We start from the raw sequence: 13,356 nt of genomic DNA, 5'->3' as shown, positions 1-13,356 counted from the left end.
GCTCATCCGAACATGTGCCCCACCCCCGCCCGCAACCTGAACCCCGGGTATGCGATGTAGTTCACGATTGCGATGCGATGCTGGAGCGGGTCCGCCACAGGTCGCGGAGCAGGGCGATCTCGGCCATGTGGTGGATGAATTCGAGGTTGGCCCCCGACAGTACGCCGACGAACGGGTCGTCCGGGGCGGAGCCGTACGGGTACTGCGAGAAGCCGACCGTGTCGAGTTGCTCGTCGGTGACGCCGGCGACGCTGTCGCGCCAGCGGTCGACCATTGGCCAGAACCGGTCGAGTGCCGAGGCGGCGGACGGGGTGAAGTCGACCGACAGCTTCGGATCCTGGCGCCGTTCGCCGAAGGTCCACTCCCATCCGCCCGCGAACTGGACGTGCAGGTGTGCCAGTCGCCACGCGATGGTCGTCACCGGCGTCCGGTCGGGCTCCGGTGCACCGGTGTGGGCGAGAACCTGCTCGACCCGCTCGACGCTCACACTCCAGTCGTCGGCGATCCCGGCGACGGTCATGCCGTCGGCGGCCTGCCGGGCGACCTCGGCGTACTCGCTCGCCGGGATGTCCGGGGCGCCCAGGTCGAGCACCCACTCGCCCGGCCCGAACGCCCTGGGCGTCGTCGCCTCGGCCCGGCGCCGGAGCGACCAGCAACCCGGCACCGGCTCCCACAGGTACTCCTCGTCGCCGAGCCCCGTCAGCCGCACCTGGGCCATCTCCCTGGCCTGGTCGAACTGGTTGAGCAGTAAGCCCAATCGGCCGTTCCGCGTGCCCTCGGTCCCCATCCCCGGCTCCCTTCGCCGTCGTGCCGCGTGCCTCGCCGCGCCAGGCGGAAGGTAACGGCTCAGTTCCCGGGACGCGACCGATTTACCGGCACACGAAACGGCGCGGCTCGTCCGGTGCACAGCAGGCGTCGAGGCCTTCCGGGCGGGCGATCTCCTCTCACCTGCTGTGCCCGTTCCCGTACAGTCCGTACTGCGCATGCTCAACGGTTCATGGCCGACGCGGCGGTCGATCAGGGGGAAGACACATGGACACCGAAGCCGGTCCCGGCGCACTTCGGCACGTTCCCGGGGCGGTGCGGCCGGTCCCCGAGGCCGAGCCGGGGCTGGTGGAGCGGTGGCGTTCGGGGGGAGGCGAACTGGTCGAGCTGCTGACCCAGGTGCACGAACGGCACGGCGGTGTCGCGGCGTTCCGCATCGGCCCGGCGCCCACGGTTCTCGTCACGGACCCGACGGCGGTGCAGCACGTCCTCGCCCGGCAGCCGGAGCGGTACGTCAAGCGTTCGCACCGCGCCCGGCTGCTGATCGGCGACGGTGTCCTGGCCGCCACCGGCACGGCGTGGAAACGGCAACGCCGCCTGCTGCAGTCCCAGTTCACCGGCACCGGCATGCGCCGCTACGAACAGCGGATCACCGCCGCCGCCCGGACCGCCGCGGAACGCTGGGACGGGTACGCCCGAACCGGGCAGACCTTCGACGTCGGCCAGGAGATGCGCCGCTTCGCCCTCGACACCATCTGGCGCTCCCTCACCGGCCACCCCCTCGACGACGCGACCCAGCGCGAACTGGCAGCCGTGGAAACCGTGGGCGCCGCCCTTCCGACCCTGCCCGCCGACGCCGACGAGGCCCGGGACGCCGTCGCCGCCGATCTCGCCCGGATCGACGCGGTCGCCCGGCACGCCATCGAGGCAGCCCGCGACGGGACGGCGGGCCCCCATGGTCCGGGCCTGCTGCACGTTCTGACCGACGCCGCCACAGAGCGTCCCGAGTACACCGACCGGCTGATCCGCGACGAGTTCGTCACTCTGCTCGCGGCCGGACACGAGACCACCGCGACCACCCTGACCTGGCTCCACCTGCTCCTCGACCGGCACCCCGAGGCCCGCGAGCAGGCCCTCGCCGCCGGGGTCGAGGGCTCGGCGGAACGCCGTCAGGCCATCCAGGCCCTGGTCCACGAGACGCTCCGGTTCTACCCGTCCGCCTGGATCCTGCCCCGCCACGCCACCGAGGACGACACCCTCGCCGGCTACTCCATCAAGGCGGGCACCGACCTCCTGGTCTGCCCCTACCTCACCCACCGCGATCCCGAACTGTGGCCGGACCCGGAGCGCTTCGACCCCCGGCGCTTCACCACCCCGGACGGCCGGCCCACCCACCCGGGCGCCTACTTCCCCTTCGGTATCGGTCCCCGCGCCTGCCTCGGCCTGCAGTTCGCGCTGCGCGAGTCGACCGTTCTGCTCGAACACCTGCTGCCGGCCCACACCCCGGCCTTCCGCTCCACCCCCACGAAGGCGGTGCACGGCATCACCGTCCGTCCCGACGGCCCCACCCTCGCGATCTTGGAACCGTCGCTCCGCTGAAGGAGGCGACGGGGTGTGCTGCCGGGCGCCCGTCAGGTGCCGAAGCGATCGCGGGCGCCCTCGATGTGTCCGAGGTACCGGTGGGTCCAGTCGCACAGGGCGTCGACCGTGGTGCGCAGGGCCCGGCCCGGCTCGGTCAGGGTGTACTCGACCCGCGGCGGCACAGTGGGGTACACCGTCCGGTCGACCAGCCCGTTGCGCTCCAGCATGCGCAGGTTCTGGGTGAGCATCTTGTGACTGACGCCCTCGACCTCGTTGCGCAACTCGCTGAAGCGCAGGGTGCGCTCTCCGAGCGTCTCGATGATCAGGAGCGCCCACTTGTTGGCCACGTCGGAGAAGATCTCCCGCGCCAGGGAGTCCGCGCGCCTCAGATCCGCGTCCTCGGGCCGGCCCTTGAGCTGTTGCTTGGTCACCATCAGGTTCCTCAGTCGCCGAACACCGCGTTCTTCCAGGTCGACGCTCACTCTCCTGCAGTTCCTCAGCAACCACAAGACAGTCGAAGCGCGGGGCGAGCAGGCCCTGCACACCGCTTCGCCGCGACCCTGAGGAGGCCACCGTCGCGGGGTGGTGTGGAGGACTTCGAGCCTCAGCCGGAGTGCGGCGGAGGTGCCGACGAGGTCGGGAACGGCGGCCCCGCATCGCTCGTCCGCTTCCGCAGGACACCGGCCGTGTGCGTCCGTACGAGGGTGCCGAAAGGCGCGCCGCACTTCGTCGGATCGGGGCGGCCGCTCCTCCCGCACGTCCACCGCGAGCACCCGGGCGGACGTAGTGGGCACGGAGGATCCGGACGGCCGGATGCCCCCGGGCGCCGATGTCGACGACGGTCACGCTCGCGCCGACTTCCACTCAGACGCCCCCTCGATGGGGCCCGGGCGCCGGCCGGATCCCGGCGACCGCGGTGCACGAGGTGAGCCCGGCGTCGGACAGCGGGCGGCCCGGGTGGGGGCGAGGCGCCGGCCGGTAGGAGGAGGCGCCGGGACGGCACCGGCAGGAAGTCGGCCGGGCCGCCGTCGCGCCCGAGTCCGGCGCCGGTCCCGCTATGGGCCGCGTCCCGTGCGGCGCGTCGGTCGCAGTGAGTGGGTTTCCGCGGGGCCGCGTAGTGCCCGCACGGCCCACAACGGCGTAGCCTGCGGCGGCATGAACACCGACCTGCGCGGTGTCACGGGTTCCTGCGTACTGCTCGCCTCCTGTTTCCGGAGCGGTCCGATCACCGGGCACGCGATCGAGGGCGACGGAGGTGTCGGCGTACGAGGGTTCGCCGGTGCCGCCGGAGGTGACCACTTCGACTCTCGATCTTTGACACTCGAACTCTGCCGCTCGAAACCTGTTGCTCGATGAGGAGCCGCTCGTGACCACACCTGAAGCGACGAGACCGCACCCACGTAACTCGGGCCTGCGGGTCGACCTCAACCCGGCTGCCGCCGTCGCGCGCAACGCCCGTTACCAGGGCGACTCCGTCGTCGTCCGTTACGCGGGCGGCGACCTCACCTACGCCGAACTCGACGACAGGGCCGCCCGTCTGGCCACCGTCCTGGCCGACGGCGGCATCGGGGACGGGGACCGGGTCGCCCACCTCGGCCTCAACAGCAGCTCCTTCCTCGTCACCCTGCTGGCCGCCCACCGGCTGGGTGCCGTTTTCGTCCCGGTCAACTTCCGCCTGGCGGCGGCCGAGTTGGAGGCTGTCCTCGTCCGCGGCGGTGCCACCGCCCTGGTCTGCGAGGAGGGGCACCGGAAGAGCGTCGACGAGGTACGCGACAGGACCGCGCTCGCGCGCTTCCTCCTGGTGGACGACGACCCCGAGGTGCCGACCGGGGGTGCGGCCGGCTGGGAGCCCTGGGCGCCCCTGCTCGCGGCGGCGGTACCCATCACCTCCTTCGCAGCCAAGTCCGCCGACGACCCGGCCGTCCTGATGTTCACCTCCGGCACGACCGGCACACCCAAGGGCGTCGTCCTCACCCATGGCAACGTCTTCTGGAACGCGGTGAACGTCGAACTCCGACTCGACACCCGCCGCGGCGACGTCACCTATGCCGCCGCTCCGCTGTTCCACATCGGCACCCTGAACAGCTTCGTGATCCGCACCCTGGTGCGCGGGGGCACGGTGGTCGTCAGGCGCGGGTTCGACCCGCGGACGTGTCTCGACGATCTGGTCACCCACCGGGTCAACTCCATGTTCGGAGTGCCCCAGATGTTCGCCGCCCTGGCGAGACAACCCGGCCTGTTCGAACAGGACCTGAGCCACCTGCGGTCGATCGTGGTCGCGGGAGCCCCGGTGCCGCCCGCCCTCATCGAGCTGTACGCCGGGCACGGCGTCCTGCTCCAGCAGGCGTGGGGCCTGACCGAGACCGCCCCGTTCGCCACCCATCTGCCCGTCGAACACACTCTGGCCAAGCTCGGCTCCGCCGGGATTCCCATGCCGTTCACCGAGGTCAGGGTCGTCGACACGATGACCAACACGCCCCTGCAGCCGGGGGAGCCGGGGGAGATCGTCGTCCGGGGCCCCAACGTCACTCCCGGCTACTGGAACAACCCTGAGGCCAACAGGGCGGCCTTCGACGAGGAGGGCTGGTTCCACTCGGGCGACATCGGTCACCTCGACGAGGACGGCTGCCTGTACATCGTCGACCGGCTCAAGGACATGATCATCAGCGGCGGCGAGAACGTCTACCCGGCGGAGGTCGAGCGTGCGCTGGCCCCCATGCCGGGTGTGGTCGACGTCGCGGTCGTCGGCATCCCCGACGAACAGTGGGGCGAGACCGTACAGGCCGTCATGAGCGTGGACGGCACGACGGACATCACCCTGGAGGCCGTTCACGCGTACGCGGAGGGAAAGCTGGCCCGCTACAAGCTGCCCCGGCGCCTGACGATCGTGCCGACCGTCCCGAGGAACGCCTCCGGAAAGCTGGACAAGGCGGGTGTCCGGCGGCTCGTCGACGAGAGGCGGCCCTGACCATGCTCACGGTCCTGGTGGCTGACCACCCCGCGACCGTCGTCGGGTCACTTCACAGGATGCGGCTCGACAGGTGGTCTCGGGAGCCGCCCCCGGCGTGGCGGTGAGCGGCTCCCGTCGTGCCGTTCGTCGCCGGTCAGAAGTCGTCCGGCGTCCTCATGCGGTCGCGGATCCAGACGCCCGCGGGCTTGAGAGAGGACGTGCCGGTCCACGAACCGTTGTCGGCGCACGTCCCCGGCTTGAAGACGGCGCCGGTGCGTCCGTCGTCGGAGAAGTTCCAGTTGACCCAGCTGATCTTCTTGGCCGCCAGCAGATCGAGATAGCGCTGCGACATGGCGAAGTCGTTCGCGCCCTCACCCGCGTAGTTCTGGGTGCCGAATTCCGTGACGAAGACGGGTATGCGGTCGGCCGCGCGGGCCAGGGTCCGGAGGTACTCGTCCCGGTGCGAGTAGGCGTAGAAGTGGAACGTGTACATGATGTTGGCCGCGTTCACCTGGTTGTCGACCACCTCGGACTCGCCGGAGCCCTCCGACACGCCGAGGGAGGACCATGCGCGGGTGCCGACCAGGATCGGGGTGTTCGGGTCCTTGGCCCTGATGACGGGGATGAGCTGTTCGGCGTAGCTCTTGATGCGGGACCAGCTCACTCCGCTGGGCTCGTTCGCGATCTCGTACAGCAGGTTGTTCTTGTCGCGGTGACGCTGGGCGATCTCGGAGAAGAAGGTCCTGGCGCGGGCGAGGTTCTGGTGCGGGTCACCCGGGTCGAGCATGTGCCAGTCGACGATGGCGTACATGCCGCGGGCCGTGGCCTGCTCGATGGCGGAGTGGACCAGGTCGGTGAAGCGACGCGGATCGGTCTCGTAGCCGCCCTCCTGGACGTACATGGAGATGCGCAGTACGTCGGCCCGCCAGTCGGTGGCGAGGGCGTTGAGCGAGCCGTTGGTGACGCACTGGCTGTACCACTGCAGTCCGTGCGTGCTCATCCCGCGGAGCTGGATCGTTTTTCCTCGCTGGTTGCAGAGCCTGGTGCCGCAGACGACGAGCTGTCCGTTGGCGGCGACCGGGGTGACTGCCGACGGGGCCTTGGCCGTGCTCGTGGTCACGGGCAGGGGGGTGGGGGCGGTGCGGCCGGCCTGTGCGTTTCCTGGCGTCAGGACGAGGCCGAGAAGGAGCAGCACGGCGACGAGCGGAACGGATCGTGCCGGTCTCATGGGGACTCCTGGCGGTCTGTGGGGTCGATCGACGGTCGCCGATCGGTCCAATGGGGAGACCAACTGGTAGGAAACTTTCCTAACAGAAAGGGAATTAGCAGTTGGTCCGGACCTTTACAAGAGATCTGACAGGACCGCCAATGCCATGCCGGGATGTTCGCCGCTGCCCTGGAAGGCGAAGTCGACGTTTCTCCGAGCCGGTTGGGCGCTGCGCCGGTTGGGCGACGCGCGTCTGGCGTCAGGCGCTCACCGTGCGGGGCGCCTGCCCCTTCGCCGACAGCATCCGTCCCGGCTCGCAGTGGTCCTCGCCTCGGATCCCCGGGACGACGAGCGCGGGCACCTGGCCGCGCTCCGTCACCTGACGATCCCCCGACGGGCCGACGCGCTCGACGCCTCCTCCCGCAAGGAGATCCGCACCCCACGACGCCGAGGCGGGCGACCCCGGCCCAGCCCAGGCTCTTGCCCTGGCCTAGTCCGCGGCGGCGTCGAGGCCGCTGACCAAACCGCGCACGAGGGGGCCGTACTCCGGGTGGGCGAGGGCGAAGGCCATCTGGGCGACCAGGTAGTCGGCCGGGTTGCCGGTGTCGTACCAGCGGCCCTTGATGACCTGCCCGTACACCGCGCGGGTGGCGGCATAGGCGTTGATGGCGTCGGTCAGGTAGACCTCGCCGGTCCTGTGCTCGTACCAGCGCCGGGTCTGCTCGCGCAGTTCGTCGATGATGCCGGGGGTGACGACGTAACCGCCGATGGCCGCGTACGCCGAGGGCGCGGCGGCGGGCTCGGGCTTCTCGACCAGGCCGGTGATGCGCAGCTGGCCGTCGCCGAGGTCCTCCTTGACGATGGGCACGCCGTAGCGCTGGGATTCGGTGGGGTCCATCGGCAGGAGGGCCAGCACCGGGCAGCCGGTCTGCTCGTACGCGCGGATCAGCTGCTGGGCGCGGGGCACCTCGGCCACGAAGACGTCGTCGGGCCAGAGCACCAGCACCGGCTCGTCGCCGAAGGCACGGGCGGCGTTGAGCACCGGGGTGCCGTTGCCGTACGGGCCGTACTGGTCGAGGTAGGTGATGTGGCCCCGGCGGGCCAGCTCCGCGACCTCCTCCACCGCGTCCGCGTAGGCCGTCTTGCCGTCTTCGCGCAGCTGGGCGACGAGGGCGGGGTTGGGGCGGAAGTGGTCCTGGATGAGGCTCTTGCCGCCGGAGACGACGATGGTGATGTCGGTGATGCCGGAGTCCACCAGCTCGCGCACGGTGTGCTCGATGACCGGCTTGTCGCCGACCGGGAGCATCTCCTTGGGCGTCGCCTTCGTCAGGGGCAGCAGACGGGAACCGAGGCCGGCGGCGGGGATCACAGCCCTGCGAATCGTCGGTGACATCACGTCTCTCTTGGTCGAGCGGCACACCGTACCGGTCGGCACGGTCACCCGGGCGCACACGATGGCGCGGCTCCGGGAGAAAGCCTACCCAGGCACTTCTCGGCCGCCACGTGCCCGTCCCTGATCGAGCCGACGCAGGGCGTCAGGGCCGGCCTCCACCCGTTCGCCGAGGTCCACGGGCTCCTGGCGCAACGCGTCACCCCGGATCTCCGGCGCGGCAACCTCGGCGGGCCGCCGACACCCGGGGTGGCCGCCATGCCGCCTCGATCCCGGGCACCCGGGACATCGTGGGTCCGGCCCCACGGCGGAGAGGCCGAGGGCGGTGCCCCCGGTGACGATCCGGGTGGTGCGGGGACCGCTCTCCTCGAGGGTGCCGGCCGCGTGCTGCTGCCGGCCGCCCTCGGGGTCCGTGGTGGCCAGGTCAGCGTTGATCCCTTCGGCGGCGAGGGCCGTTACGGGCGTCCTTCATGGGGCGCTTGCCGACCGCGAGGCCATGGATACCGGCTCGGCGAGTTCGATCGCCGCGCGCAGCCCAGCGCCTCCCGTTCCGATCACCGGCACCGTGGTGGACAGATGTTGGTCGGCGAGGGCCACGGGCTGCTCCGATCCCCGGTGACGTCACCTGTTACGACCAGGTCGCCCCGCGATCTGTGACACGCCCCTCGGTGACGAAGATGGCTCTGACGTGCGTCTCATCTGCGGTTCGATGTCGACGAAGACAGGGCCACGATCGGGGCGGGGCCGTCCGTCCCCCGCCGTGTTGTGCAGCAGCGCCCCGGCCACGGCCTGCGCTTTGGCGACCGCCCGGTCGGACACCGGACCCGCGTGCCGCCGACGTACGGTGGCGGTCCACAGCTCCAGCCAGCGTTCGAAGTGCTCGGCGCGCAGCGGGCTCTTGGCATGCAGGTCACGATGCGAGCGGAGGGCGTTGCGGCGGTAGACGCCCGGGGTGAGGAGAGCGCTCTCCCAGAAGTCGGCCATGACGGGCAGATGGGTGGCCATGTCGACACGCGCCACCTCTGTGAACAGCCGACCGATGAGGGGGTCGTCGAGGACCTCGTCGTAGAACGATTTCACCAGTCCCTCAACGTCCTGGCGGTCGCGGATGTCGGGAAGTTGCCCCGGTGCGGCGGGCGACTGCCGCCGGTCGTCGTGGGTCATGCGGATCCTCCGGGTCCTCCGGCGGCGAACGCGGCCGCCACCGGCGCCGTCGGATGCGGGACTTCTCCGACGACGTACATGGCGACGGGTGATGTCGTCAGCACCGTTCCTCGCCTACTTGTCGAGCCAGAGGTCGGGGCCGAAGACCTCGTAGTGGATGGCGGAGGGGTGCAGCCCCTTGGCCAGCAACTCGCCCCGCACCAGGCGCATGAAGGGCAACGGTCCGCAGAGGTAGGCGGTTGTGTCGGGGGCAGGGGTGAGGTGGTCGAGTGTGGCGCGGCCGGCGAGGACGTGGGTGCCGGGGGAGCGGTGGGCGTCGTTCTCGTACCACAGGTGAAGATCTGCCCTGGTCAAACGGCTGACGAGGTCCGCCTGTTCGTCACGGTGGACGTGGTCCTGGGGAGAGCGGTCTGCATGGACGACGGTGACGGGACGTGAGGAGGACGTGAGGGCGAGATGGTCGAGCATCGACAGCATGGGGGTGATGCCGATGCCCGCGGAGGCGAGGAAGAGGGGGGTGTCGGCCTCGGGCAGCACGAGGTCACCGGCGGGCAGCGAGACGTCGAGGATGTCACCCACCTCCGCATGGGCGTGCAGCCACGACGAGACCTCCCCGTCGGGGACGGTGCCGTCGGCGCCCGTCTCGCGCTTGACGGTGATGCGCCAGGTCTTGTGATCGGGTGCGGTGGACAGGCTGTACTGGCGGATCTGACGGGCGCCGTCGGGTAGTTCCACGCGGACGCTGACGTACTGTCCGGGCAGGAAGGGAACGGTGGGCCGACCGTCGGTCCGGCGCAGGACCAGGGAGACGGCCTCGGCGGACTCCTGGTGCCGCTCGGCGATCTCCATGCGCCGCCACACGTCGCCGTTCTCCACGCCGGCCTCGGTGTACAGCCGGGCCTCCATGGCGATCAGGGCGTTGGCCATCAGCCAGTAGACCTCGTCCCAGGCGGCGGCGACCTCGGGCGTGACGGCATCACCGAGGACCTCGGCGACCGCTGCGAGCAGGTGGCGTCCGACCAGCGGGTACTTGTCGGCGGTGATGCCGAGCGAGACGTGTTTGTGGGCGATGCGCGCGAGGACGGCGTCGGGGCGTTCGTCCGGCCGCTCGACCAGCAGGGTGGCGAAGGCCGCCACCGAGCCGGCCAACGCCTCGCGCTGGGCACCGGTGGCCTGGTTGGTCCGGTTGAACAGATGCCGCAGCAGCTCCGGACGCTCCTCGAACATCCGCAGGTAGAACAGCTCCGTGATGGTGGTCAGTGAGGCTCCCACCACCGGAAGCGTCGCCCGTACGACGGGGGCCGACCGCGCAGAAAGCATCAGACACACTCCTGGATCGATGTTCGGTTGAATTGGTATTCAGGATGCAAATTTTTGGTCGCAACCTCTGCTCATGGTCACGATCCAACGATGTGAAGCGGTGGGGGTGTTGCGGCCAGTGCTGTCGTCGACCGGTGGGCGGTCAGCCCGGGGGAGCACCCAGTGTCAGCAGTATCGGTCCTGTCGGGGACCTCGCCAGATCGGCCGCGGTCACGCCGTTCAGTGAGGAGTAGAACGCCTCCTGCGCCTCTCGCAGTGCCCGTCGCAGTCGACAGGCGCCCGAGAGTGGGCAGGGGGTGTCGCCCTCGCACGTCACGGCTTCCCGGTCTCCCTCCAGTGTCCTGACCAGGTCCCCCACCGGGGTGCGCCGGCCCGCGTCGGTGAGGGTCAGTCCACCGTTGCGCCCGCGCCGCGCCTCGATCACCCCCAGGTGCTGCAGCTGTGCGATGGCCTTCGCCATGTGTGTATAGGGGACGTTCATGGACTCGGCGATCTGCCTCGTGGTCAGCAACTCCTCGCTGTCCACGACGGCCAGGCGCATCACTGCCCGAAGTGCGAGATCCGTGTATCTGGTCAGCCTCACGGGGGCAGTCTAGCAATGTTGCATCAGAGATGAGTATTTAGAGCAGGTGGCGTAGGTCTCGTCGTCACGTGACCGAACGGCTGCCGCCGCTGGTGAACTCGGGCCTTGCGGACAGAAGTCGACCGCAAGGTTCCCTACCGTCGTGTCATGACACAGACGCAGAAGATACTTGTCACCGGTGCCACCGGAACCGTGGGCCGTCAGGTCGTCGCCGAACTCCTCGCCCGTGGCCACGCGGTACGTGCCCTCACCCGGGACGCGTCGAAGGCGGCTCTCCCGCCCGAAGCAGAGGTCGTCCAGGGCGACCTGGCCGAACCCGACAGCCTGATCCCAGCACTGGAAGGCGTCACCGGCGTCCATCTGATCACCTTCGGCGGGGCCTACTTCGCCCCGCTGGAAACCGGCCCGCGCATCCTGGAGCTGGCCCGCGCGGCCGGCGTACGCCGGATCACGGTGCTGCACGGCGGCGGGCCGTCCCCGCTGGAGGACGCGGTGCGCGCCGACGACGGTGTGGACTGGACCGTGCTCATGCCGGTCGAGTTCATGGCGAACGCCCTTGAGTGGGCGGACGCGATCGTGTCCTCGGGCGAAGTCCGCGAACCGTTCGTCTCCCGGCTGAGCGCCATGGTCCATGAAGGCGACATCGGCGCCGTCGCCGCGGTCACCCTCACCGAAGACGGTCATGCGGGCCAGGAGTACGTGATCACCGGCCCGGAGCTGCTGACCGTCGGCGACAAGGTGGCGGCGATCGCTGCCGCCCGGGGCCAGGAGATCGCCCTGACCGAACTCACCGAGGAAGAGGCCCTCGCGCAATGGCGGGCGGCGGGCCACCCGGACGACGTCATCGGCTTCCTCCTGGAGGCGTACGGGAACACCCCGGAGGTGGGCCGTACCGTCGTCGACACCGTGGAGAAGGTCACCGGCAACCCGGCCCGCACTTTCGCCCAGTGGACTGCGCGGCACGCGGACGCCTTCACGGTTGCAGAGCGCGCGTAGCACGGGGTACGGCGGCGGGTCGCAGGGTCGCAGGGTCGCAGGGTCGCAGGGTCGCAGGGTCGCAGGGTCGCAGGGTCGCGGGTCGCGGGTCGCGGGAGAACCGACGCGGGTGGGACATCCGACGTCAACTCCCAGAGGCTGCCCCCTCCAGGTGCTGTCCCCTGGCCAGGCAGTCCTTCGCACGGTTCAGGGGGAAGGCCGGAGCGAACGCGGTCAGGGCGATGGCCCACCACCAGGCCGAGCCCTGACTACGGCACCGATGAGAGCGGAGGGCGGAGGTGGACCGGCGCTGGCCGTCGAACAACGTGCGTGTCCCGCTACCTGAGGCGCCCGGACAGGCGTTTCACTTCCCGGGCGGCCTCGCGGGCTGCCTGTTCGGCTCGGGACGCGGCGGCGGCAGCCGCCTCTTGCTGTTTCTCCGCTTCCTGCCGATCCTGGTCCGCCCGCTGAAGGTCCTCGCGTGCCTGCCGCAGCTGCCGCTCGGCGGCGGACACGTCTCTTCCGGTCCGGTCGTGTCGGTCGCGCGCCCGCTCCAGCAGCGCGTCGGCGTCCGCCTGCGCGGCGCGCAGATCGCGTAGCTGCTGCTCGGCGGCCCGTGCTGCCTCACGGGCCCGACCGAGCTGCTCCTGCTTCCGGCGGCGCCGTTCGGCGACCTCGTCCTTGGCGCGAGACCGCGGCGGAGTAGGTGCGGCCGGTGCGCGGGTCGGCTCGCGGGGTGTGCCGGCCGTCGCGGTCGTGCCGCTGGGAAAGTCCGTCGGCGGGGTGAGGGCGCTCTCCAGACGGCCGGTGGCCCACCGGTCGGCCGCGTCCCGGTCGGCGAGCACGGCACGCAGGGTGGAGTCGACGTCTCGCTGCACCGTGTCCGACAACCGGTGTCCGGCCTCGGCGGCGAGCCCGGCGGCCTGCCGCGACATCGCGTGGACGATACTCCGCCGTTGCTCGGACAGCTCCTTGATCCCGTCGGCATCCAGGGTTTCGTAGGCCTCCCGCAGCGCATGCCCCAGCTCCAGGAACCGCCGGCTCTCCGCAGGCTGGGAGCGCAGCAGCAGGTTCGCTGTCCAGGCGGCGAGGGAGGGTCGGCGGGCGGCATGGATCCGACGTGCGTCCTCCACGCGTCCGTCCGTCTTGGCCCCAGCGGTCAGCTCCTCGCGGCGGGAGACGAATTCCGGCGGCGGCGTGGCGTAGAGCTCGTCGAGAGCCTCCTCCACGTCGCGGCCTCCGCCGCCCCGCGCACCCTTACGCCGCATGATCATCAGAATTGCACGGGCCGGGCCGCCGCGCCGCCCGTGGATGTGGTGGTGTCCGGGTGGGCCCGGGCCGAGCAGGCCGTGGGGTGCAGAGGGGGTGCTCGGTTTCGAGGCGGGGAGTCAGCGGCGAGTGGTGCGTAGGGCGAGGTGCGG

11 protein-coding genes and 1 pseudogene are annotated in these 13,356 nt (G+C 70.7%); 3 read left to right on the top strand and 9 right to left on the bottom strand.

Annotated features, from left to right (window positions below; genetic code table 11):
- Nucleotides 1-61 precede the first annotated feature (61 nt).
- Nucleotides 62-787 carry a DinB family protein gene (locus tag OG858_RS02325; protein WP_328545187.1) on the bottom strand — a complete coding sequence of 242 codons (726 nt, stop codon included), beginning with the start codon at nt 785-787 and terminating at the stop codon, nt 62-64.
- A 245-nt stretch (nt 788-1,032) separates the two neighbouring features.
- Between OG858_RS02325 and OG858_RS02320 the strand changes: the two genes are divergently transcribed.
- On the top strand, nt 1,033-2,364 hold the full coding sequence (locus OG858_RS02320; protein ID WP_319066228.1) for a cytochrome P450: 1,332 nt from the start codon (nt 1,033-1,035) through the stop codon (nt 2,362-2,364).
- 32 nt (nt 2,365-2,396) lie between these two features.
- Here the strand turns inward: OG858_RS02320 and OG858_RS02315 are convergent, their stop codons facing one another.
- Complete coding sequence (locus OG858_RS02315) at nt 2,397-2,780, bottom strand: winged helix-turn-helix transcriptional regulator (RefSeq protein WP_319066229.1); 384 nt, start codon at nt 2,778-2,780, stop codon at nt 2,397-2,399.
- A 932-nt stretch (nt 2,781-3,712) separates the two neighbouring features.
- On the opposite strand from OG858_RS02315, the gene OG858_RS02310 reads away from it, so the two are divergent.
- A complete protein-coding gene (locus OG858_RS02310) occupies nt 3,713-5,314 on the top strand; it encodes an acyl-CoA synthetase (RefSeq protein ID WP_328545188.1) in 1,602 nt (533 codons plus the stop codon).
- A gap of 136 nt (nt 5,315-5,450) precedes the next feature.
- Here OG858_RS02310 and OG858_RS02305 read toward each other — a convergent pair whose 3' ends face one another.
- The 6 genes and pseudogenes from OG858_RS02305 to OG858_RS02280 form a co-directional block, all read right to left on the bottom strand.
- Nucleotides 5,451-6,524, bottom strand: a complete 1,074-nt coding sequence (locus tag OG858_RS02305; protein ID WP_086752345.1) for a glycoside hydrolase family 5 protein — start codon at nt 6,522-6,524, stop codon at nt 5,451-5,453.
- 469 nt (nt 6,525-6,993) lie between these two features.
- Complete coding sequence (locus OG858_RS02300; RefSeq protein WP_086752349.1) at nt 6,994-7,896, bottom strand: UTP--glucose-1-phosphate uridylyltransferase; 903 nt, start codon at nt 7,894-7,896, stop codon at nt 6,994-6,996.
- A gap of 309 nt (nt 7,897-8,205) precedes the next feature.
- Nucleotides 8,206-8,457 (bottom strand): annotated as a pseudogene (locus OG858_RS02295) (FAD-binding protein); the annotation flags it as partial.
- Nucleotides 8,458-8,514: 57 nt separating this feature from the next.
- On the bottom strand, nt 8,515-9,057 hold the full coding sequence (locus tag OG858_RS02290) for a group III truncated hemoglobin (RefSeq protein WP_256960840.1): 543 nt from the start codon (nt 9,055-9,057) through the stop codon (nt 8,515-8,517).
- A 114-nt stretch (nt 9,058-9,171) separates the two neighbouring features.
- Entirely contained in the window at nt 9,172-10,377 is a 1,206-nt protein-coding gene (locus OG858_RS02285; protein ID WP_086751535.1) for a globin domain-containing protein, read from the bottom strand.
- Nucleotides 10,378-10,519: 142 nt separating this feature from the next.
- Entirely contained in the window at nt 10,520-10,960 is a 441-nt protein-coding gene (locus tag OG858_RS02280; protein ID WP_086751537.1) for an RrF2 family transcriptional regulator, read from the bottom strand.
- Nucleotides 10,961-11,107: 147 nt separating this feature from the next.
- Between OG858_RS02280 and OG858_RS02275 the strand changes: the two genes are divergently transcribed.
- Nucleotides 11,108-11,956, top strand: a complete 849-nt coding sequence (locus OG858_RS02275) for an SDR family oxidoreductase (protein ID WP_319268201.1) — start codon at nt 11,108-11,110, stop codon at nt 11,954-11,956.
- Between the two features lie 317 nt (nt 11,957-12,273).
- Here OG858_RS02275 and OG858_RS02270 read toward each other — a convergent pair whose 3' ends face one another.
- The gene (locus OG858_RS02270; protein WP_319268199.1) at nt 12,274-13,203 is read right to left on the bottom strand and encodes a hypothetical protein; all 930 of its coding nucleotides are present in this window, start codon (nt 13,201-13,203) and stop codon (nt 12,274-12,276) included.
- Between the last annotated feature and the right edge of the window lie 153 nt (nt 13,204-13,356).

The sequence above is a fragment of the Streptomyces europaeiscabiei genome, assembly GCF_036346855.1.
In the GTDB taxonomy this organism is placed as follows: Bacteria; Actinomycetota; Actinomycetes; order Streptomycetales; family Streptomycetaceae; genus Streptomyces; species Streptomyces europaeiscabiei.
The sequence above is the reverse complement of the archived record's forward strand: the minus strand, read 5'-3'. Positions and strand labels throughout refer to the sequence as shown.